The organism is Alteribacillus sp. YIM 98480, from assembly GCF_009765375.1.
GTDB lineage: Bacteria > Bacillota > Bacilli > Bacillales > Marinococcaceae > Alteribacillus.
The window spans coordinates 114,392-136,785 of record NZ_VTOK01000001.1 but is presented as its reverse complement, the minus strand read 5'-3'; the positions used below and the strand labels follow the sequence as shown (position 1 = coordinate 136,785).

Below are 22,394 nucleotides of genomic sequence, written 5' to 3'. Positions count from 1 at the left end.
GTTCGAATATATTATACGTTTTTTCCGTCATCGCTTCCATTGTTTTTTACTGCTTTTACAGTTTTCAGTGCAGTTTTCACATCTTCATATACTATATTTCCTACAACTACAGTGTTAGCAAGAGCTGCCATTTCTGCTGCCTGCTCAGTCGTTTTGATACCGCCGCCATAGAATAGTCTGGCGTTTTCAAGAGTGTCAGCACAAGCTTTAACGATAGCTGGATCACCGTAAACGCCACTGTATTCCAAATAAAAAACAGGAAGATGAAACAGACGGTCAGCAAGCATTGCAGCTGCCTCTACATCTTCTTGATCAAGTGCTGTATCGGCTTCCGTTAAAGATGAAACCTTTGCATCACTGTTAAGTATACAATAACCTTCCGTCACAATTTCTTCCCAATTCATCATTGTACCGTATTCTTTTAAGGCCTGTCTGTGCATTCCGGTTATCCAGCGAGGATCACCCGCGTTCAGTACGGTAGGAATGAAAAAATAATCAAAACCCGGCGTGATAGAATCCAAAGTTGAAACTTCAAGCGCACAAGCTACCGAATAGCGCCGCACCCTCGCTAAAAGAGAAATTGTGTTGTCTAATGTAACATTATCGCTGCCTCCGATAATAATTGCATCTGTTCCTGATTCACAAACAGCTTCTAAGTCTTTATCATTCAATTCTTTTGCTGGATCAAGTTTAAATACATGTTTCCATTCTGTATATGAAAGCATTTCTGCTCCTCCAAATTAAAAATACAAATATTCTTCTCAACGATTGATTATAGCAAACATTATACATTCTCCTCAAAAGCTTGAAGAGGAGGCACTATCTTCTCGTCAAAAGAAAAGCGCAAGCGCCTTGCTCACGAGCGACAAGTCCTGAAGGGTAGGCATATGGAAAGCTGATCTTTGCTTTCCATTGTCGAACCGAAGGAAACTCTCGCGAGTAGGCGCTGAGCTAGACATGTAAAACCCCAACTATTTATAATTTCTTACCTTTTGATAGAAAACTCTGCTTGCCGCCGAGTCCTTATGGCAATATATTTTGATCTTTTAGCAAAGTTAAATTTTCCTAAAGGATCAAAGGAGCTGCGACAGCTGTTCATCACTTAAAGTTACTTTTTCGAGCACTTTCTTTTTTTGATTAAACTCAAATTGTATAAAATAATCTCCAATAGTATAAATAAAAATGGAGGATTGAGGATCTGAGAAATCCGACACCGGTTCTCCTAAAAAGTGTCTTACCTCTCCTTCAGAAATCGTTTTGTTAATATCTGTAGAAGAAATAGCTTTTATAGACTTGGTTCGATCCGTAGACAGGAAGTAAAATTCACATTCTCCATACGTGTACCTTTGCATCTCTCCTATTTTCTGTTCAGCATCTGGAGGTCCTAATAAACCTACAAGTGATTCTGCGTTCAGGTCGGCTTCTAACATCGTACAGCCAGGTGCATACCCTCCCCACTCTTTTACCGATAAGACCAGTTCTTCCAAAAACATGCGAGCAGATTCAGTTAGATGATTATTTCTTCCAGGTTGACCTGAAATATTTTTCAAATTCCTATCTTTGTGTGGTTGAGGCAGGTTTGTTTGCACTGCACTAGCTTCATGTTCTGGTTCAAGTGCTGCCGCATTTTTATTTATTTCTCCCATTTCCACATTCTTTAAAGAGCTAGTGTTTTCAACTCCCTGGTAAATAAAAAGCAAATCATGTGCGGGAAAATGATAAAGTGTCCGTGCTTCTCTTTTACTCTCATTAATCATTAAATCATTTGGGTCCCCAAGTTGTTCCTCTATTTCTTCTCTAGAAGGCTGCCAATCTTCTGCCTGGCGCTCTACAGAAAAAATATTACCAGTATTCTTATTGTCTTTTTCATAATACGTACATGTATCAAATCTGTAGTAAAAACGATCTTCTATAACAGATTGAGTGTCACTATATCCGTATTTGGTCAATAAATGCTGAACATTACCTCCCTTTTCTAGGCTTTCACAGCCAGGGATCACCAGTCTATTTTCATTTTCACCAGATTTTATATCCTCCAGCCAATCTATCCAATCCTGTTTTGACGGTTTTTCTGCTTCTGACACCTTAACTTCCGTTTGACTATCTGAAAATAATGACATAAAACATGCATATAAAAGAATTACTATCATACATGCAATCACAAGTAATAATAATTTTTTTGGCCGCCAAACCGATCTTCTTGTATCGACAGGGAGATATGTAGACAAAGTTTGTTCCTTGCTTTGCTGCAAAGGTGTGGTAAGGATTCGTTGTTCTGCATGATTAGAATAATCCTTCTGTGAATTAGTAGAAGAATATTTCTTCATATATGACTTGGAATATAAGTAGGGAAAGGAGACATAGGACGGGGGCGGTGATGCTTCTTTTAAAAAGGAACGATCAAAAATAGCTTTTGTCCACGTATGGACAGCCCATTTTGCCATCTGTTCAGATATGTTTTTTTTATCTTGAAGCCATGTAACATACTTTTCGTATTCCTCTATAGAATTCAATTCTTCGAGAGAATCAACCATTCCTTCTTCAAGCATATTGATAATTACATTTATGTCTTGTCTCTCTTTTCCATATAGGGCATAAAGAGCGTGCTTAAGATTATTGTTTTGTTTACACCAATGAAGGCCAAATCGTTTAACAAAGGAACGTACGCTATTTCCGATGAAATCTGTCATGTCTGCCCCCCTGTTCTTGTTAACTTACTTTCTATACTAGCTCGTTTTATGGAAAAAGCGAAGCCTTTTGCTTTTGCTCCATCCTATGGAGTAAACAAAAACTACTCTCTTGGCCGCCCCTGTCACCAAAAGAGTAGTTAGCGTTGTTGTGTTATTTCTGATTTTCCTTTTCTCCTTGTTCTTCTTTTCGTACGCGGTCTAAAGTCATCTGGTAGCTTTCATTTCCATAATTTAAGCAGCGTTTCACCCTCGAAATCGTTGCTGTACTTGCACCGGTTTCTGTTTCAATTTTATGATAGGTATGGCCATGCTGCAGCATACGTGCTACTTCAAGCCGCTGTGCAAGCGATTGTATTTCATTGATAGTGCAAAGATCATCAAAGAATTCATAGCACTCTTCTAAATCACGAAGGGACAAGATTGCTTTAAATAATTGGTCTAATTCTTTACCTCTTAACTTATCGATTTGCAATTATGCTACACCTCATTTCCAAACAAGTACTCTTCATACAGCAATGTATTAATCATGTAAATCATTTACTATATCGTCAAGAGCAGATGCAGTTGGCACAACATTAATCCATGTTTGCCCTGGCACAAACGCTATGTCCTCTCCCTCTTTTTCAGGAAGAATACGGCCGTCTTCATTTTTCCATTTTATTTGTAAAAGTTCTCCTTTTTGAAGTAAAAGACCTTTTCCACCAGCTTCAAAGTTTATTTGCCGGCGCCCTTTATCGTCTACTACTTGATGAGGGGCTTCGATAATGAGAACATTTTCAGGAGAAACCCGTGCACTCTCCTTCTCATCTAAGGTTGGCTCGTGATCACTAGAACGTTCGTATGCCTCTTCACGTTCATTATATTCAAACTGAACAGAGTATTTGTCACGATACCAAACCTCTATCTCTTTTGCCTCTTGACCTTCAAAAGACGAGATCCCTTTTTCTTCAAATGTATTTGGCTCTACTTCCTTTTCTAGTTCATATCCTTTATTTCCTAATCCCTTTAGAATGTTATCAAAGGTAATGTATGAGTTGTGCGGCGGCTGACGATCTCTTGAACGTTGGAAAAGAGTACCATCATGAAACAATCCATTCAAAAACGGAGCAGTTCCATTTTGGAGGATTTGTTCAGCTTCCGGACTCCAGCCATGAGTTACAAAAAATGAATCGTAACCTTGAGCCAAATCAATAAAATAGCCGCGGGCACTTCGCACAGGACCTATTTTTTCAGGCTGTTCACTCTGGTATATTGCTAATAACCTAGTTACGTCTCCTTCGGTTAACACTTCGTATACGATGTCAGCTTTACTTAAACTGCTTTGCGGCCTAGCAGCAGGATGATTATTCAACATTACGGCTATCGGCCTGTAGGGCGATACTTCTTTTGTCCTCTCTCCAGTCAATGGATGCATTTCTTCGTATACTTGTTCGTCATCGTCTTCATTTGATGTTTCCAATTCTTCTTGTCTAATATTCTCCCGCTCTTCTTGTTTTGCATCCGTTTCTTCGACTTGGCTTTGTTCATCTGGCTGTGTCTTAACTTCTTCATCACCTCCGAAACAAGCAGAAAGAAGAAGAAAACAAAGAGAATATGAGGTTAAAATCCACTTATTCATATCCCCAAATCCTTTTTCGCATTGATATCCAGTTCCAGCACTGCCTCGGTTCGATTAGTTGCTGCTCCATATGCATTCCTATTTTAAATGACTACACTTTTACAGTTTAACGCATAATCGAAGGAAAGAGTACCGTTTTCTTATGAACATCAAAAATTCCTTTTTGTGTCACCCTAATATAAGGAAGGTGAGTTGAAGAAAAGAAAAGCATACTGTATATCGGATCTTCATGAGGATAGCCTTTTTGTTTCAAAGCATGTTCGAGGCTCTCATGTTTATTGATCAATTCTTCCATTGGTTCTAACGACATAGCACCGAATAGTTTCAAGGGAATGCTTTCTATAACAGAGCTATTTTCCACCATAAAAATTCCGCCATCATGCTGTTTTAATTCTTCAAACGCTCTTCGCATGTCCGCTTTATTTTTGCCTATCAATACGATATCACCCGTATTGGAAAATGTAGTGGCAATCCCTCCAAGTGTGGTGCCGAATCCCTTTATGACCGTATTAATCCGCCACTTCCCATGTCGGTCGAGCATTACAAAGAAACATTCGTCATGGGTTTCGGAAAGGTGCTCATTTGTTACATCTACACTAATTTGATAAGGCTTTAAAATGACAGAGTTCACTAATTCAATTCCCATCGGCATGGAAAAGTGCAGATCATCATTGGTTAAATCCCAATCGATCATAAAAGGATGTACTCCATAGTCTTCCCAGGAAAAATGACGATCAGGATAACAGCTCTGTCCGTCTTTAAACACCCACTGCCCTTTTGCCAGCACGGCTTTCGGAACAGGATTATAAACATCCTCTAATATATTAAGATGAGCGATACGTCCCGGCGCGATCATTCCAATATAATCGTCTAATCCGTAGTGTTTAGCTGTATTATAACTGCCCATTTCATAAGCATCTATGACAGGAACCCCTTTTTCTAAAGCAATAGCAATCGATTTATCGATAACCCCCTGCTTGTAGAATGAGGGGGTGGATCCGTCTGTGTTAAACGTAAAACGACGGAATTCGTTGACACCAGCTTCAAGTAATTCATCCAGCATTTTCGGCAAGTCAGGCCGAATGGAAGAATAACGTAGTGAGGTTGTCATTCCAGCATCTAATCTTCTCAACGCTTCTTCCCCATCCATGGCTTCATGATCCCCATTCACGCCTAAAAGAGCCATCTGTGTAAGCGTTCGATATGAAGCACCTGGTAAATGTCCTTCAATTGGTTTATTTAGTTCTTTAGTATGCTGCATCCAATGCAGAACCGTTTCATCCCCTGTCATTACTTTAGGCCAAGATGTCAATTCTCCTCCTTGAACAACAAGAGGATGCTCAAGCCATGCCTTCATGTTCGAAGGAGAAAACAAAGCATCTTCTTCCTCTAATTCTGTTTGGGCATCGTATCTCCCCCACCAAAACATCGAAGTTGGTAATTGATCCAGTTCTTCAATAAGTGAAAGCGCTTTCCTTTTTTCGATATTTAAAAAAAAGAACATGTTGTCATTAATCAGTGTAGTTGTTCCCCGCACCGATGCATATTCAGCAAGCGTATGGGGATTATATAACTGAAACGGATGAGCATGGGGCTCAATATAACCGGGTACAATATGTTTGCCTCGGCAATCAATTATCTCTGTCCCTTCCGTTTTCGCGGGCCAATCTTTCCCAGTATAAACGATTCTATCTTCGTATATCCAGATATGGCCCTCCAGCCATGATTTTCGTGAGCTGCTCAAATACGTTGCGTCTTTTAGTATAATGGTTGGTGCCAATTCACCGCGTATAACGGAAAGCTGGCGTCTCAACGTTTGCTTATTCCAACGAAATAGCTGTGTTGCCATAATCGTCACCTGCTTTCTTTTGTCCTTCAGCGTATAGTTCTTTCAAATGTTCATCTTATTGCCGTAAATAAACAGACAATTTTTTTGGATTAACAACAGTGTTTGCGTTAATGTTTCCCTATCTTATCACAATTTCACTCATTACTCCATGAAAGTAAGTGACAAGATTTCAAAGATTTTATTAAGGAGGATATAAGTATGAAACCTAATATAGGTACATTAAATGCAATGGTCCGGATCACTTGCGGTTTAACCATTTTAGCATGTTCCACTGCAGAATTAACCAAATACCGCCGAAACGGCAGACATCTTCTATATGCTATGATGGGAGCCATGAAAGTAGCGGAGGGCATAACACGTTTTTGTCCGCTGACTAAAATGATTACTGACAGTGTCTCTGCTCAAAAGAACTATCCTGAAACCGAATCTTCCACACCTGACCCGCAAATAAATGAGCTGTAAACGCAAGCTTATGTAAACAGTATGATGATAGTGTACCAAGTCATACTAGTTATTTTCTATTGATTTAAGAGATAACCTCACAAAATAATTGAGCTTTTATCATTTGACATAGAATCAAAAAACCGGTTCACACGGGGAAATTCCCTTATGCCGAACCGGTTTCTGAAATAAAAGATAATATTAATTGTCTTGTATTGCAATACCCTTTTATTTGGCTTAGTTAGGAATTGTCTCGATAAATAGCTTTATCTCCTATATCTGTTCGATAAAAAAGATGTTCGGTATCAAGCTTTTCGAGCTTTTGATAGACGGTATCTCTTGCTTGTTTCAGTTTAGAAGCTTTTTCTGCTATTAACAGTACACGTCCGCCTGCTGTTAATAGCTGATCTCCTTCTTTTTCCACCCCTGCAAAATAAAGGTGTTCCGAAGAAGGCAGCGAATTTAATGGCTTATATTTTTCATAAGACCCTGGATATCCTTTCGAAGCTGCCACTACTCCTAAAACAGCGTCATCAGACCACTCAAGTTCCGGAACACCGCCATTTAACAACACAAGAATGACAGAAGACAAATCAGATTTTAACCTAGGAAGCACAACTTGGGCTTCAGGGTCCCCGAAACGAGCATTAAATTCAATAACTTTTGGTCCGTTCTCTGTCATCATGAGCCCAGCATACAAAATTCCTGTAAAAGAACGTCCTTCTTTTACTAAACCTGATGCTGCAGGCTGCAAGACTTCACGTACAGCACGGTCAATATCATCAGAGGTAAATTGAGGTACCGGGCTGTAGGCACCCATTCCACCGGTATTAGGACCCTGATCGCCATTGTAAGCGCGTTTATGGTCCTGTGCCCCTACCATAGGAATAACCGTTTCTCCATGAACAAATGCCATCAAGGAAAGTTCTTCTCCGTCAAGGTATTCTTCTAGCACCACTTCAGAACCTGCATCTCCAAACTTATTATCTTCTAAAATATCACTCAAAGCTGCTAATGCTTCCTGCTTCGAGAAAGCAACCGTAACACCTTTCCCTGCTGCTAATCCGTCCGCTTTAATGACAATCGGAACGCCCTTTTCTTCAATATATGCTGCGGCTTCATCATAATCAGAAAATACTTCATAAGATCCAGTCGGGATTTGATGACGGTGCATCAGCGATTTTGCATATGATTTACTGCCTTCAATAAGAGCTGCTTCTTGTGTAGGTCCGAATACTTTAAGTCCAGCTTCTTCGAAATGATTTACTACTCCAGCAAGTAGAGGAGCTTCGGGGCCTACGACAGTAAATGCCACTTTCTTTTCTTTTACAAAGCGAATCAACCCTTCGTGATCCTCTTCTTTTATATCAATACATTCTGCAGCATTTTGCATTCCCGGGTTTCCAGGGGCAGCATACACTTGTTCCACTTTAGGGCTTTCAGCTAATTTTTTAGCTATTACGTGCTCCCTGCCCCCACTTCCAATTACCAGCACTTTCATTTTAAAAGGATCCTCCTTTGAACTGTAACACCCCAATTAATGTTTAAAATGGCGCATTCCGGTGAAGACCATTGTTATACCTAATTCATTCGCCTTTTCAATCGATTCTTCATCACGTATCGAGCCGCCAGGCTGAATGATAGCACTGATGCCTGCTTTTCCAGCTTCTTCTACTGTATCTTTCATTGGGAAAAAGGCATCTGATCCCATAGCACTTCCACTTGCTTTATCGCCAGCTTGTTCTATAGCAATTTTCGCGGCACCTACACGGTTCATCTGTCCAGCGCCAACACCAATCGTCATTTCATCTTTTGTAAGAAGTATGGCATTTGATTTCACATGTTTAACAACTTTCCAGGCCAGTTTCAGATCCTGCCACTCCTGTTCTGTCGGTTCACGTTCTGTTACAACCCGTACGTCTGCATCTAAAAATCCTTTTCGGTCTTCTTCTTGAATAAGGGCTCCCCCATGCACAGAAGTAATTTTTGAGCGCTCTTGTGGTTCCTCATCTAGGTTAACTGTTAACAAGCGAAGGTTTTTCTTTTCTGTCAATATATCTAATGCTTCTTGTGTGAAAGCTGGAGCAATAATAATTTCAAGGAAAATTTCTTTCATCTTCTGAGCTGTATCTTTATCCACTTCCCGATTCAGAGCAACAATGCCTCCAAAAATAGAAACTGGATCGGCTTCAAATGCTTTTTCATATGCCTCAAAAATATTTTCTCCCACACCCACGCCGCAAGGATTCATATGTTTGATAGCAACGGCTGCCGGCTGACCAAATTCTTTAACGATCGAAAGAGCAGCTTCAGCATCATTTATGTTATTGTACGAAAGTTCTTTTCCGTGCAGCTGAATCGCATTAGCAACTGAACTCAACGGACCGATTGGTTCTCGGTAAAAAGCCGCTTTCTGGTGCGGGTTTTCTCCGTAACGCAAATCTTGTTTTTTCTCGTAGGTAACTGTATACGTTTCAGGATACAGTTCTCCTGATTGTGCCGTTAGGTAATTAGCAATAAGCGAGTCGTATGAAGCAGTGTGACGAAACACTTTAGCAGCCAAACGCTTTTTCGTTTCCGTTGAAACATCTCCATCGGTATGCCATTCTTTTAACACAGTTTCATAATCTTCCGGATCGGTTACCACAGTAACATGCTTATGGTTTTTAGCAGCGGCGCGGAGCATGCTTGGTCCGCCAATATCAATGTTTTCAATAGCCTCTTCAAACTCTGTGTCAGGCTTTTCAATTGTTTGCTTGAATGGGTAAAGGTTTACGACTACAAGATCTATCGGAGCAATCCCTTGTTCTTCCAGTTCAGCAATATGATCTTCTTTTTCACGCATAGCAAGGAGGCCGCTATGAATATTTGGATGCAATGTTTTTACCCTGCCATCAAGAATTTCTGGAAATCCAGTCACTTCCGAAATGCCGGTAACATTAACACCTCCTTCTTTCAAAACGCGACTTGTCCCGCCTGTAGAAATCACTTCTACCCCTTGTTCTTCAAGCCGCTTTGCAAAAGGAAGAATTCCTTCTTTATTTGAAACACTAATTAATGCTCGTTTGATGCTCATTTTGATTTTGGCTCCCTTCTGAAGTTCGTTTCTCAATTAAACATTGAATAGTGTCTGGATATAAACGGTGTTCTACTGCTTGAATAGCCTTTGTCAAAGATTCAAGGGAGTCCGTTGCTTTAAGTGATATGGCTTCTTGTGAAATGATAGGACCTGTGTCCATTCCTTTATCTACCATATGAATCGTAACGCCCGTAACTTTCACGCCTGCTTGCCAAGCCTGGCCTATTGCATCCTTCCCAGGAAAAGCGGGCAAAAGCGAGGGATGAATGTTAAAAATCCGCTTATCATAGGCGTGCAGCAGAGTTGAACCAATTAACCTCATATATCCAGCTAGTATTATTAAATCAATTTCTTCTTGTTGAAGCCGATTTACGATTTCTTTTTCAAAGGCAGCTTTATCGGAATATTCTTTAGGAAGAAAGGAAAAAACGGGAATATCTAGTGCTTTAGCTCTTTTTTCTACATATGCCCCTGGTTTATCACAAACAAGCAAGGCTATTTCTGCTTGAACTCTTCCTTCTTGAACCGCATCAGCTATTGCTTGAAAATTTGACCCGCTGCCTGATGCAAAAATGGCAAGTTTCACGAGAAGCTCCCCCTCTCAATCGTAAGCTCCCCTGTCTCCGTAATAGAACCAATGATTACTGCTTTTTCCCCTTTTTCTTGTAACGCAGTGACAGCTTTTTCTGCTTGATCTTCATCGACCGCTGCTGCTAAACCGACACCCATGTTGAAAGTACCGTACATATCAGCTAAGGAAAGGTTTCCGTGTTTTTTAATAAATGAAAAGATTGGCGGCAAGTCCCAATTGGATGGATCAACAGAGGCTCCTAGACCGTCTGGAAGCATACGAGGAATATTTTCATAAAATCCTCCTCCCGTTATATGAGCCATCCCTTTTACTTCCACGCTTTCTCTTAACGTTTTTATTGCCTTTACATATATACGGGTTGGTTCTAACAGAATTTCTCCCAACGGACGATTAAACGGCAGATACGTTTCGTTTAAGTCTAATCCTGCCTGTTCAATCAGTACTTTTCGTACAAGGGAAAAGCCGTTGCTGTGAATGCCAGAGGAAGGCAGTCCAATTAATTTATCACCAGGCTTAATGCTTTTTCCTGTAATAATAGAGCTTTTTTCAGCTGCTCCAACGGTAAAACCAGCTAGATCATATTCTTCCTCTTCATACATTCCCGGCATTTCCGCCGTTTCACCGCCAATCAATGCGCAGCCTGCCTCTTCACAGCCATCAGCAACCCCTTTTACTATTGCTTCAATTTTTACAGGATCTGCTTTCCCGCATGCAAGATAATCAAGAAAATAAAGAGGCTCTGCTCCTTGTACTGCAATGTCATTTACGCACATGGCCACCGCATCTTTTCCAATCGTATCATGCTTGTTTACGGCAAAGGCGAGCATAAGCTTTGTACCAACCCCGTCTGTACCTGAAATAAGGACCGGTTCTTTATAAGGAAGGGAGGAAAAGTCGAACATGGCGCCAAATCCCCCCAGTCCCCCTAACACTTCCGGACGAAGGGTGCGGTTGGTGTGTTTTTTCATTCGTTCTACTGCTTCATAGCCAGCCTCTACGTTGACACCGGCTTTTTTATATGCCTCAGACATGAAAGTGAGCCTCCTCATCATTGCTCTAATCTCTTAACCGCTCGTAATTTTGTCGTGGGGGTGAAGAGTGTCTTGATAAATTTCTGTCGGATAATTACCTGTAAAACAAGCCAAGCACTGACCGCAGTTGGAATCATAATGTTTTCGGCCAATTCCTTTTAACATACCGTCAATACTAATAAAGGAAAGAGAATCTGCATCCATTTTTTCCCGCATTTCTTCGGTCGTGTGATTTGCTGCGATAAGTTCTGACTTTGTAGACGTGTCAATTCCGTAAAAACATGGATGAGTAATAGGCGGAGAACTAATCCGCACATGCACCTCTAATGCTCCAGCATCTTTTAACATCCGTACGATACGGCGGCTGGTCGTGCCTCTTACAATGGAGTCATCTACCATAACGACACGCTTTCCTTCCACCACTCCTCGTACAGGCGAAAGCTTCATTTTCACACCTTGTTCGCGCAGCTCTTGAGACGGTTGAATAAATGTGCGGCCAACGTACCTATTTTTAATCATTCCTAATTCATAAGGAATGCCGGCTTGTTCTGCATAACCGATTGCTGCAGAAATAGAAGAATCCGGTACCCCCGTTACGATATCAGCCTCAACAGGAGACTCTTCTGCCAATTGTTTTCCAAGATTTTTACGAGCAGTATGAACATTTATTTGATCAAGGTTGGAATCAGGACGAGAAAAATAAACATATTCCATACTGCAAAGCCGCCGCGGAGCTGCATTGGAGAACAATTCAGAATGCATGCCGTTTTCATCAAACGTAATGATTTCACCCGGCTGTACTTCCCGTTCATATTCTGCTCCTACTACATCAAACGCACACGTTTCAGAGGCTACAACATATGCATCACCCAGACGGCCAATCGAAAGCGGTCGTAAACCGTTCGGATCTTGAGCAACCATTAGCTTGTCTTCTGTCATCACTGCAAATGCATAAGCTCCTTTAAGCATAGATAATGCATTTGTCATTTTATCTTCAAGACGCGGGTATACACTGCGCTTAATCAGGTGAGCAAGGACTTCGGTGTCTGAAGTAGATTGAAAAATACTGCCCTGGTTTTCAAGCTGGTGCTTTACTCCATTGGCATTAACGATATTACCATTATGAGCAACCGCAAGGCTGTCGGTTTGTGAACGGAACAAGAGAGGCTGACAATTATTCAGCCCCCCGCCTCCAGCAGTCGCATACCGTACGTGACCAATGGAAGCATTGCCTTTTAACTGATCAAGTTCTCCTTCTTTGAAAGCTTCTGTTACAAGTCCAAGTCCTTTATGAATAGACAACTGATCTCCGTCACTTACTACAATTCCTGCCCCTTCTTGTCCGCGATGCTGAAGACTATGCAATCCGTAATAGGTTATTTGTGCAGCATCTTTGTGTCCCCATACAGCAAAAACTCCACATTCTTCGTTTAGTCCTTTGATTTCACCAAGCATGGAATAGCTCCTTTCCAGGCGCTTTCTAATTCATTCGCTGCCGCCTGAAGCACGATTTCTCCTGATGGACTATAAATCTCAAGATTCTCCTCATTTGTCACTGACCCAATAGCACGAGCTTCCGGGATAATCTTTTCAAAAGCTTCTTTTTTAACCTTTGGTACAGAAACAAGAAAACGTGACTGTGTTTCTGAGAAAAGTTCTGCTGCGGTATCACCATTGATTGTTATTGCTGCACCCAGCCCTGTACCAATCAGGCTTTCTGCTGCGGCTACAGCAAGACCGCCCTCGGCCACATCATGTGCCGACGAAACAAGCTGATTTCGTATAGCTTCTAAAAGTTTTTGCTGACGCTCTTTTTCCGTCTCAAGATTGATTTCTGGAACTTTCCCTGAGATATCGCCTTCTAAAAGTTTTTGCAGCTCACTTCCTCCAAATTCAGGTTTGGTCTCTCCTATTAAATAAAGGATGTCCTCTGCGTTTTTAAAAGATTGAGTAGTGATGTGGTCTAAATCTTCAATGAGACCAACCATGCCTACAACAGGAGTTGGATAAATAGCTCCCTCTTTTGTTTCGTTATAAAGAGATACGTTACCGCCTATAACAGGAGTTTGTAGTTGTTCACAAGCTGCACTCATACCATCTGTAGATTTTTCAAGCTGCCAGTATATTTCTGGATTTTCCGGACTTCCATAATTTAGACAGTCTGTTAGACCTAGTGGTACTCCTCCAGAGCAAACGATGTTTCTAGCCGCTTCAGCTACTGCAATTTTACCTCCAGCTTCTGGGTCTAAATAAATAAAACGGCTGTTAGAATCAGTAGTCATCGCAAGTGCTTTATTTTTCCCGCGTACTCGCAGAACTGCTGCATCCGAACCAGGTTGTACGACTGTGTTTGTTTGGACCATATAATCATATTGATCATATACCCATTCTTTGCTTGCGATGGTCGGTTGTTTTAATAAGTCAAGCAATGTTTGTTTCGTATCGTCAATGTGAAAAACGGTTTCTTTCACCTGCTGATTCACTTGAAACGCAGAATGTTCTTTAGAAGGCGGATGATAAACTGGTGCTTCTTCTGCTAGTGCATCTACAGGTACATCGGCTACGACATTTCCTTCATGTAGTAAACGAAGGCGTTTGTCTTCGATGACATGACCTACTTTTGCAGAAAGCAGCCCCCACTTGTCACAAATGTCTTTCATTTCTTGTTCACGGCCTTTTTCGACAACAAGCAGCATGCGTTCTTGAGATTCTGAAAGCATCATCTCATAAGGTGTCATGTCCTTTTCTCGCTGAGGTACTTTGTCTAGATCCATTTCAATACCAGAACCGGCTTTACTTGCCATTTCTGCTGAAGATGATGTCAATCCGGCAGCTCCCATATCCTGAATACCAATAAGAGCGTCAGATTGAACCAGCTCTAAACAAGCTTCGAGTAGAAGCTTTTCCATAAATGGGTCGCCTACTTGAACGGAAGGTCGTTTGCTCTCTGATTCCTCGCTTAACTCCTCAGAAGCAAAAGTAGCTCCGTGAATCCCGTCTTTTCCGGTACTTGCCCCCACATACATCACGGTGTTGCCAGTACCTTTAGCCTGCCCTTTTTGAATATCTTTATGGTCAATCAGTCCTACACACATTGCGTTAACGAGAGGATTTCCCTCATAACAAGGATCAAACTGAACTTCACCGCCTACTGTTGGTACGCCGACACAGTTCCCGTAACCTGCAATGCCAGCTACTACTTCTTCAAACAAATAACGGACGCGAGGAGAAGTGAGTTCTCCAAAGCGCAAAGAGTTTAGCAGCGCTACTGGTTTTGCTCCCATGGAGAAAACATCACGCAAAATACCGCCAACTCCTGTAGCTGCACCTTGGTAAGGTTCAATGGCTGAAGGATGGTTATGACTTTCTATTTTGAAAACGACTGCCTGCTCGTCTCCAATATCTATAATTCCTGCTCCTTCACCTGGACCTTGCAGCACTTTTTCTCCTTTGACAGGAAATTTTTTCAGAAGTACTTTCGAGTGTTTATAGCTGCAATGTTCCGACCACATAACGGAAAATAAGCCCGTTTCTGTGTAGTTTGGCTGACGTCCAAGAATTTTCTCCGCCAGTTCAAATTCTTCGTCTGTTAAGCCCATTTCCTGATAGACTTTGTCTTCTTTAATTTTCTCGGGAGTTGGTTCAAGAAGTAAGGACATGAGATTCCCTCCAATGGTTCAAGATCGATTGGAAAAGCTTTAAGCCATCGCTGCTTCCTAATAAACTAGTCGTGGCACGCTCCGGATGCGGCATCATACCAAGAACATTTCCTTTTTCATTCACAATGCCTGCTATGCCTTCTACGGAACCATTGATATCATCTTGGTAAGTGAAGACAATTTGATTATTTTCTTTTAGCTGCTGTAGTGTTTTGTTATCGCAATAATAATTGCCGTCTCCGTGAGCAACCGGAACCGTTATAGATTCCCCTTTTTCATAGCTTTTGGTAAAACCAGTTTCGTTGTTATCTACTTTTAATTCCACCGGACGGCAGATAAATTTCAAATTTTTATTTCTTTGCATCGCCCCTGGAAGAAGACCTGCTTCAAGGAGAACCTGAAATCCATTGCACACACCTAATACAGGCTTTCCTTTTTGTGCTTCTTCGATTACACTTTCCATGACTGGAGCAAATCTTGCAATTGCTCCTGAACGCAAATAATCGCCATAAGAAAAACCGCCAGGCAGTAAAATAGCGTCATAATCGGCTACACTTTCTTCGGTATACCATACTTTATCTACGTCTTCTTGCAGACCTTCTTGAACAGCATAGACCATATCGTCGTCACAATTTGATCCAGGAAAGACAATGACAGCGAACTTCATTAGGAAACAGCCTCCCCGATCGTATACGTATAATCTTCAATTACTGGATTGGAGAGAAGCTTTTCACACATTTCTTTTACACGTTCTTCCAAGTCATCAGTTTTTTCAACTTCGAGCTCAATATATTTTCCGGTCTGAACACTTTTCACTTCATTATAATTCATCGTGTGAAGAGAGTGTGTAATGGCGCTTCCCTGCGGATCGAGCACCCCTTCTTTTAACGTTACATATACTTGGACTTTAACCATGTACAGCCCCTCCCAGTCTTTTTAATATTTCGGTATAGCCGTCCTGCAATGAACCTAGTCCAAAACGGAATAAATCTTTATCGAACTTTTCTCTCGTTTCTTTATCCCATAAACGACATGTATCAGGAGAAATTTCATCTGCCAGCAGAAGTTCTCCATCAGCAGTCGTTCCAAATTCAAGCTTAAAATCTACTAGCAGCAGGCCGCAGTCGTCAAAATGTTTTTTTAATGATTCATTAACTGCTAACGCTTGTTCTTTCATGTTATTGACCTGTTCCGGTTCTGCTGCTTGAAGGATGCGAATGTGATCATTGTTAATAAGCGGATCACCAAGATCGTCGTCTTTATAATAAAATTCAACAATAGCCTGATTGAGCTCAGTTCCTTCTTCTATGCCGGTCCTTTTGTGAAGACTGCCAGCTACGATGTTTCTGACCACGACTTCTAAAGGAACAATGGTTGTTTGTTTTACAAGTTGTTCGGTAGCAGATAATTTTTTAACAAAATGACTGTGAATTCCTGTGTCTGCTAATTTTTGAAAAAGCAAGGATGAGATCTCATTGTTCAGTTTTCCTTTACCATGAAGAACTTCTTTTTTCTCCCCATTAAAAGCAGTAGCGTCATCTTTGTACTCAACCCACAAAATCTCTTTTTCATTCGTCTGGTAAAGCTTTTTCGCTTTTCCTTCATACAACAGCTTCTCTTTTTGCACCGGAGAGCGCCTCCTTGTTTTTTCATTAAAGTCTGGAAAGGGCTTTTAAGGCCCGTTTTATTCTAAACCTGCTCTATTAAAAATTTCGTCTACTCGCTGCAGGTGATGATTATAGTCAAAACAATCATCAATTTCCTCTGCTGTCAGCGTTTCTGTGATGCGGGGTTCTTGTTCCACTAATGTTCGGAATGGAATTCCTTTTTCCCAAGCTTCCATTGCTTTGGGCTGAACAAGGTCATAGGCTTCTTCTCGCACCATTCCTTTATTAATGAGAGTTAGGAGAACACGTTGAGAATAAGTGAGGCCGAATGTCCTTTCCATATTGGCTTTCATATTCTCTGGGAATACTGTCAGGTTGTTCACGATGTTTCCAAAACGGTTGAGCATGTAATTGAGTGCTATGGTTGCATCAGGCAAAATAATTCGTTCTGCTGAGGAGTGAGAAATATCACGTTCATGCCAGAGCGGTACATTTTCATAAGCTGTCATCATATGTCCGCGAATGACTCTTGAAAGCCCGGTCATGTTTTCAGATCCTATTGGGTTTCGTTTATGCGGCATTGCGGACGATCCTTTTTGTCCTTTCGCGAAAAATTCTTCTACTTCCCTCGTTTCACTTTTTTGCAGCCCTCTAATTTCTACCGCCATTTTTTCAATAGATGTTGCGATAAGAGCGATTGTACTCATATAATGAGCGTGCCTGTCTCGCTGCAGCGTTTGAGTGGAGACTTCAGCTGTTTCAAGTCCAAGCTTTTCACATACATAAGACTCTATAAACGGAGGAATGTTTGCAAATGTTCCTACCGCACCCGAAAGCTTTCCAACTCTGACACCTTCTGACGCCGCTTTAAACCTCTCTAGATTTCTTTTCATTTCTTGATACCAAAGCGCAAGTTTTAGGCCAAAGGTGGTTGGTTCAGCATGAACACCGTGTGTCCTTCCCATCATCACTGTATATTTATGTTTCAGTGCTTTTTCTTTCAAAATAGAAAGGAAACGTTCAAGGTCTTTTTCCAAAATATCGTTCGCTTGTTTCAGTAGATAAGAAAGGGCAGTGTCGACCACATCTGTTGAAGTTAGTCCATAATGCACCCACTTTCTTTCTTCTCCAAGAGTTTCCGAAACAGCGCGGGTAAAAGCTACGACATCGTGACGAGTTTCGGCTTCAATCTCTTTAATACGCTCCACATCAAAGTCTGCATTCTCGCGAATTTTTTTTACATCGTCCTTTGGAATATCTCCAAGTTCTGCCCAAGCCTCACATGCAGAGATTTCTACTTCCAGCCAAGCATTAAAACGATTCTTTTCAGTCCAAATGGATCCCATTTCAGGGCGTGTATACCGTTCGATCATGAGATTTCCTCCACTCTCTATCTTCTTTTTTCTTCTTTTTATTTATTAATTAAAGAAGTTTGTTTTTCCCAAACATAGTTTGTTTTGGTAAGAGCTTCTTCTATGTCGGTCCCAAGCACAGTCCAATGTCCCATTTTCCGTCCGTGTTTCGCTTCATCTTTTCCGTACACATGAAGATGTCCGTTTTTACTGAAGCTTTCCACATTGTCGTAAACATAGGACAGATGTTGACCGAGCAAGTTAGTCATTACTACAGGCTTTAGCAAGTTGGTAGACCCTAACGGCCATCCACAAATGGCCCGGATATGCTGTTCAAATTGAGACGTTTCACATGCTTCAATCGTGTAATGTCCGGAATTGTGCGGACGGGGAGCTAATTCATTAACATAAATGTCCCCATCTTCTAATACGAACATTTCTACAGCTAAAGTACCAGTAAGTTCGAGTTTCTCGGCTAATTGATACGCAATGTCTCTTGCCTTTTTTTCTGTTCCTGACGTGATTCTTGCTGGAACAATGGTTTGATGCAAAATGTTATTCTCGTGAATATTTTCCCCGACAGGGAATGTCGAGATTTCACCGTTTGTACTTCTTGTGACGATCACAGAAATTTCTTTTTCGAAAGGAACCCAGGATTCTAAGACTAGATCCTTTTCGTTTCCATTAAGGGTTTCAAATGCTTTACCTGCATTAGTGTCTTCTTTAATTACTACTTGTCCTTTTCCGTCGTAGCCGCCTTGACACGTTTTTAAAACAGCAGGTCTTCCAAGCTCTTCTAATGCATGGTTTAGAGACACTTTTGAATCTACTGAACGATAAGGCGATACATGCACGCCAGCTTCTTCAATCGCGTTTTTTTCTCGTATGCGGTGCTGCGTAGTGTAGAGAAGGCTGCCGCCCTGCGGAAGGTAAAGCGTTTCTTCTAGAAAAGCTGCAGTCGGAGCATCAATGTTTTCAAATTCATAGGTAAGGACATCACAATGTTTTGCAAGTTCTTTGGCACCTTCTCTGTCGTCATAGGCCGCCTCTACTTCTATATCAGCGGCTTGTCCAGCGGGGGAATCTGTTTTTGGTTCTAATACAGCAATTCGAAAGCCCATCGCTTTCGCCGCTATTGCCATCATTCGCCCAAGCTGGCCGCCCCCTAAAATTCCAATTGTTTTTCCAGGAGAGAGAATGTTACTCACGATAAATCCCCCGTTTCTATCACTTTTTGACGAAGGTCTTCTCTTCTTTGGTCGAGTCGGTCAGCCAGTTCAAGGTCGAAAGCTGCCAAAAATTCTGCGGCAAGCAGTCCTGCATTTACAGCTCCCGCTTTACCGATTGCCACGGTAGCGACCGGAACGCCTCCTGGCATTTGAGCAATAGACAATAAGGAATCCATGCCATTTAAGGCCTTAGACTGCACAGGAACCCCAATAACCGGAAGGGTGGTTTTAGCAGCTACCATTCCAGGAAGGTGTGCAGCACCTCCTGCACCGGCGATGATCGTTTTCAATCCTTTTTGCCGTGCTTTCTCAGCGTACTCAAACATGAGGTCTGGCGTACGATGAGCCGAAACTACTTTTTTTTCATAAGGAACAGATAATTCTTCAAGCACTTCACAAGCATGTTTCATCGTATCCCAATCAGAAGTGCTTCCCATGATTACTCCTACTTGCGGTTCCATTATTTTTTCCTCTCCTTTAAATTGCACATTAGAAAACCCCGGTTTGACAGATCCCTGTACTATGAGAGAAAGCTGCCAGACGCCGGGGTTATGGACATGGTGAACAGGCGCTGCCTCCGGCTGTTCCATGTTCCGGTGCTTGCGTATCTTTCCCTCATAGTCCGGCAATTTACGGTCGCCGGGTAGAAACTTGTCGAGCCTTATTCTTGACATTATATGAGGTTTATTTCTTTCATCCGTTTGATTACATGTATAGCTTAACAAGTTGTCACGAAATCTGTCAAACAAAAATCGAACATTTAAACCCGCAAAAAGTTTAATGTTCGGTTATTTAAGCTTAGTTTCAAATAATATTTGTTGTTTCACAGGAATTTTTTCTGTTTTTCCGTTTTTCCTCACTTCCTCGAATACAGGTTTTTCCATGCGGCGAACAGGAACATAACCTTCTTCATCTATTCGTTTCAAACAATCATCAATCGATTCCCCGTCTTTTACTTCGAATTTTTTTTCGTTGTTTTTTTGGGCACTGTTCCATCTCCTTCTACTTTCTATATAATTAGCGTCTTACTCCTTTTACCCAGAAACCTCCGAAAAAAGCTTTTGGTTCGTGAGAAATAATAAAAGCTTTAGGATCTAGTTTTTTCACAATGTTATATAAATCCGTTTCTGACCTTCTCGAGGTTAAAATCTGCATCATTAAGCGTTCACCTTCTCTGCCGTATGCTACCCAGTTAGTTACCCCATATCCTTTATCACGTAGAGCATTTGGAATATCAGGTTCGTATTCCTTTGTAATGACGTTTACGGTAATATACCCTAATGCCAGCTTCTCTTCAATTTTCATCCCTACGACTACTCCTGTCCCATAACCAATAGCGTACGCTGCTAAATTTAAAATATTATCAAGGTTATCAAGTACAAGGCCGAGTCCGAGAACATATACCACAATTTCTGTCATACCAATAGTACCAGCAAAATAACGCTGTCCTTTTAAAGTAAAAATCATACGCAGCGTAAATAAGGTGACATAGACAATGTTAATAGTAAAAATAATAAGGAGCATCGTCCAAGCATTCTCAAGGAGAATATCGAGCATATTAAACCGCTTCCTTCCCCGCTATAAGCGCATTCATCATGAATTCGAAAAAAATATATCACGTTTTAGATAGTGTGGGAAGTACTAATCATTCGTCATTTTTTTTAATTGTTCGAGTGCTTTTTCTTCAGTAGGAATTCGTATGAAAAGCAAAATAATGGCGTTTGCAGCTGAGAAAATAAGTGCTGTGATCCAAGCACCGTATATTAGAGGTAACAGGATAATTTCAAGCATAACAATGGCATAATTGGGGTGAGAAATCCAGCGATATGGACCTTTGTTTACTTTCTTTGCCCCAGGAAGGACGATTATTTTCGTGTTCCAAAATTCTCCCAGTGAAGTCAGCGTCCAGATTCTAAGAATTTGCACAACAATAAAAAGCAGCAAAAACACCTGCCAGCCTGAACTAAGAATAAATTGTCTCTCTGTCGCTTCCATAATTAAAGAAAAGAAGAAAAAAATATGTAACAAAACAATCCATTTATAATGAGAAGCTCCGATTTCTATAGCGCCTTTTGCTTTCATTTTTTTTTCATTTCGACGGGCATATATAATTTCTGCTAATCGCTGCAATACAACAACTAATACCAAAATGATAAAAAACGTCATTCTTATTCTCCCCATTCCAGCCATACCAATTCTGAACTAAATCCAGGACCAAGAGCTGTCACTATACCATTTTCTCCATATGAAGGCTTTTTTTCCATTATTTTCTTCAAAACATACAAGACAGTTGGAGAAGACATATTTCCCTGTACAGCTAAAACTTCTCTTGCCGGCTCTGTTTTTTCTTCTGAAAAACCCAGTGCTCTTTCGTATGCTTGAAGAACTTTTTTACCGCCTGGATGAGCAACAAAATGGTTAATATCGGCTGGTGACTTATCTAGCTTTTTTAAAAAAGCAGTTACGTTCGGTTTTAACCATTCTTCAATAATAGCTGGTATGTCTCTTGAGAAAATAACATGAAATCCTTCATTTTTAATATCCCACCCCATCACATCTTCCGAATGGGGCATCAAAGTAGACATCGTATCTATCGTGCGAGGGCGAGTATTTTTATGTTTTATTTTTTCCCCTGTCATTAGGACACAAGCAGCACCGTCTGCAAATAGTGAGGTACCGATTAAATTACTTTTAGATCTGTCATTAGGTTGAAAAGTAAGACTGCATAATTCAAGACAAAGTACAAGTACTTTAGCAGAAGGATAAGCAAGTAAATATTCATGGGCACGACTCAAGGCTGAGGCTCCTCCAGCACACCCCAGCCCCCAAATTGGAATTCTTTTTATATGAGAAGGGAAATTTAATTCATTCATAATCCGTGCATCGATCGTCGGTGTTGCCATTCCAGAACTTGAAATAAAGAAAAAGGCATCGATTTCTTCTTTTGACGTGTTTGTTTCTTGCAAACACCTCGTTACAGCCTCGCTTCCTAACGTAAGTGCCTGTTTTATATATAGCTGGTTTTTCTCTTCAAAATCATGATTTTGTTGAAACCAAGACAGCGGCGCAGCCAAAAAACGGCTTTCAATTTGACCATTCCCGAATACTTTTAATAAACGATCGATGTCAGGAAAAGAATCACCGAATAATTCACGAACCACTTCTACCGTTTCTTGCTGAGTTACTCGGTAAGGAGCATCTGCTGTTTCTACATGCTGTATAAATGGCATTGTTTCACCTTCTCTAT

Annotated in this window: 22 protein-coding genes and 1 riboswitch; of the genes, 1 reads left to right on the top strand and 21 read right to left on the bottom strand. The window is 41.0% G+C overall.

What is annotated here, in order from left to right:
- Positions 1-11: 11 nt before the first annotated feature.
- The 5 genes from pcrB to FZF09_RS00580 form a co-directional block, all read right to left on the bottom strand.
- Positions 12-725, bottom strand: a complete 714-nt coding sequence (gene pcrB / locus FZF09_RS00600) for a heptaprenylglyceryl phosphate synthase (protein ID WP_158734636.1) — start codon at positions 723-725, stop codon at positions 12-14.
- 348 nt (positions 726-1,073) lie between these two features.
- The gene (locus FZF09_RS00595; protein ID WP_158734635.1) at positions 1,074-2,690 is read right to left on the bottom strand and encodes a DUF4309 domain-containing protein; all 1,617 of its coding nucleotides are present in this window, start codon (positions 2,688-2,690) and stop codon (positions 1,074-1,076) included.
- Between the two features lie 151 nt (positions 2,691-2,841).
- Entirely contained in the window at positions 2,842-3,162 is a 321-nt protein-coding gene (locus FZF09_RS00590) for a YerC/YecD family TrpR-related protein (RefSeq protein ID WP_158734634.1), read from the bottom strand.
- Between the two features lie 48 nt (positions 3,163-3,210).
- Positions 3,211-4,308: a DUF3048 domain-containing protein gene (locus tag FZF09_RS00585; protein WP_158734633.1), complete on the bottom strand. Its 1,098-nt coding sequence runs from the start codon at positions 4,306-4,308 to the stop codon at positions 3,211-3,213.
- 106 nt (positions 4,309-4,414) lie between these two features.
- Entirely contained in the window at positions 4,415-6,157 is a 1,743-nt protein-coding gene (locus tag FZF09_RS00580) for an adenine deaminase C-terminal domain-containing protein (RefSeq protein ID WP_158734632.1), read from the bottom strand.
- A gap of 198 nt (positions 6,158-6,355) precedes the next feature.
- Here FZF09_RS00580 and FZF09_RS00575 point away from each other — a divergent pair, with 198 nt between their 5' ends.
- On the top strand, positions 6,356-6,619 hold the full coding sequence (locus FZF09_RS00575; RefSeq protein ID WP_158734631.1) for a YgaP family membrane protein: 264 nt from the start codon (positions 6,356-6,358) through the stop codon (positions 6,617-6,619).
- A 220-nt stretch (positions 6,620-6,839) separates the two neighbouring features.
- On the opposite strand, the gene purD is transcribed toward FZF09_RS00575, so the two are convergent.
- From purD to FZF09_RS00495, 16 genes are all read right to left on the bottom strand, one after another.
- Entirely contained in the window at positions 6,840-8,099 is a 1,260-nt protein-coding gene (purD, locus tag FZF09_RS00570; protein WP_158734630.1) for a phosphoribosylamine--glycine ligase, read from the bottom strand.
- Positions 8,100-8,135: 36 nt separating this feature from the next.
- Complete coding sequence (gene purH / locus FZF09_RS00565) at positions 8,136-9,674, bottom strand: bifunctional phosphoribosylaminoimidazolecarboxamide formyltransferase/IMP cyclohydrolase (protein WP_158734629.1); 1,539 nt, start codon at positions 9,672-9,674, stop codon at positions 8,136-8,138.
- On the bottom strand, positions 9,649-10,263 hold the full coding sequence (gene purN / locus FZF09_RS00560; protein WP_158734628.1) for a phosphoribosylglycinamide formyltransferase: 615 nt from the start codon (positions 10,261-10,263) through the stop codon (positions 9,649-9,651). Before purN ends, purH begins: the two co-directional genes overlap by 26 nt.
- Entirely contained in the window at positions 10,260-11,300 is a 1,041-nt protein-coding gene (purM, locus tag FZF09_RS00555; protein ID WP_158734627.1) for a phosphoribosylformylglycinamidine cyclo-ligase, read from the bottom strand. Before purM ends, purN begins: the two co-directional genes overlap by 4 nt.
- A 33-nt stretch (positions 11,301-11,333) precedes the next feature.
- The gene (gene purF / locus FZF09_RS00550; protein WP_158734626.1) at positions 11,334-12,755 is read right to left on the bottom strand and encodes an amidophosphoribosyltransferase; all 1,422 of its coding nucleotides are present in this window, start codon (positions 12,753-12,755) and stop codon (positions 11,334-11,336) included.
- Complete coding sequence (gene purL, locus FZF09_RS00545; RefSeq protein WP_158734625.1) at positions 12,731-14,959, bottom strand: phosphoribosylformylglycinamidine synthase subunit PurL; 2,229 nt, start codon at positions 14,957-14,959, stop codon at positions 12,731-12,733. Before purL ends, purF begins: the two co-directional genes overlap by 25 nt.
- The gene (purQ, locus tag FZF09_RS00540; protein WP_158734624.1) at positions 14,943-15,626 is read right to left on the bottom strand and encodes a phosphoribosylformylglycinamidine synthase subunit PurQ; all 684 of its coding nucleotides are present in this window, start codon (positions 15,624-15,626) and stop codon (positions 14,943-14,945) included. Before purQ ends, purL begins: the two co-directional genes overlap by 17 nt.
- Complete coding sequence (gene purS, locus FZF09_RS00535) at positions 15,626-15,874, bottom strand: phosphoribosylformylglycinamidine synthase subunit PurS (RefSeq protein WP_158734623.1); 249 nt, start codon at positions 15,872-15,874, stop codon at positions 15,626-15,628. Before purS ends, purQ begins: the two co-directional genes overlap by 1 nt.
- Positions 15,867-16,586, bottom strand: coding sequence for a phosphoribosylaminoimidazolesuccinocarboxamide synthase (purC, locus tag FZF09_RS00530; protein ID WP_158734622.1), 720 nt, complete (start codon positions 16,584-16,586; stop codon positions 15,867-15,869). The genes purS and purC overlap by 8 nt, the downstream gene beginning before the upstream one ends.
- A 57-nt stretch (positions 16,587-16,643) precedes the next feature.
- The gene (purB, locus tag FZF09_RS00525; RefSeq protein WP_158734621.1) at positions 16,644-17,939 is read right to left on the bottom strand and encodes an adenylosuccinate lyase; all 1,296 of its coding nucleotides are present in this window, start codon (positions 17,937-17,939) and stop codon (positions 16,644-16,646) included.
- A gap of 38 nt (positions 17,940-17,977) precedes the next feature.
- The gene (gene purK, locus FZF09_RS00520) at positions 17,978-19,126 is read right to left on the bottom strand and encodes a 5-(carboxyamino)imidazole ribonucleotide synthase (RefSeq protein ID WP_158734620.1); all 1,149 of its coding nucleotides are present in this window, start codon (positions 19,124-19,126) and stop codon (positions 17,978-17,980) included.
- Entirely contained in the window at positions 19,123-19,608 is a 486-nt protein-coding gene (gene purE, locus FZF09_RS00515) for a 5-(carboxyamino)imidazole ribonucleotide mutase (protein ID WP_158734997.1), read from the bottom strand. The genes purK and purE overlap by 4 nt, the downstream gene beginning before the upstream one ends.
- Before the next feature lie 137 nt (positions 19,609-19,745).
- Positions 19,746-19,848, bottom strand: a riboswitch (purine riboswitch).
- A gap of 87 nt (positions 19,849-19,935) precedes the next feature.
- Positions 19,936-20,160 carry an NETI motif-containing protein gene (locus FZF09_RS00510; protein ID WP_158734996.1) on the bottom strand — a complete coding sequence of 75 codons (225 nt, stop codon included), beginning with the start codon at positions 20,158-20,160 and terminating at the stop codon, positions 19,936-19,938.
- Positions 20,161-20,164: 4 nt separating this feature from the next.
- The gene (locus FZF09_RS00505; RefSeq protein ID WP_158734619.1) at positions 20,165-20,704 is read right to left on the bottom strand and encodes a DUF2179 domain-containing protein; all 540 of its coding nucleotides are present in this window, start codon (positions 20,702-20,704) and stop codon (positions 20,165-20,167) included.
- Between the two features lie 84 nt (positions 20,705-20,788).
- Entirely contained in the window at positions 20,789-21,313 is a 525-nt protein-coding gene (locus FZF09_RS00500) for an isoprenylcysteine carboxyl methyltransferase family protein (RefSeq protein WP_158734618.1), read from the bottom strand.
- A 2-nt stretch (positions 21,314-21,315) separates the two neighbouring features.
- Positions 21,316-22,377 (bottom strand): type III polyketide synthase, encoded by a 1,062-nt coding sequence (locus FZF09_RS00495; protein WP_158734617.1) that lies wholly within the window; start codon positions 22,375-22,377, stop codon positions 21,316-21,318.
- Positions 22,378-22,394: the final 17 nt, after the last annotated feature.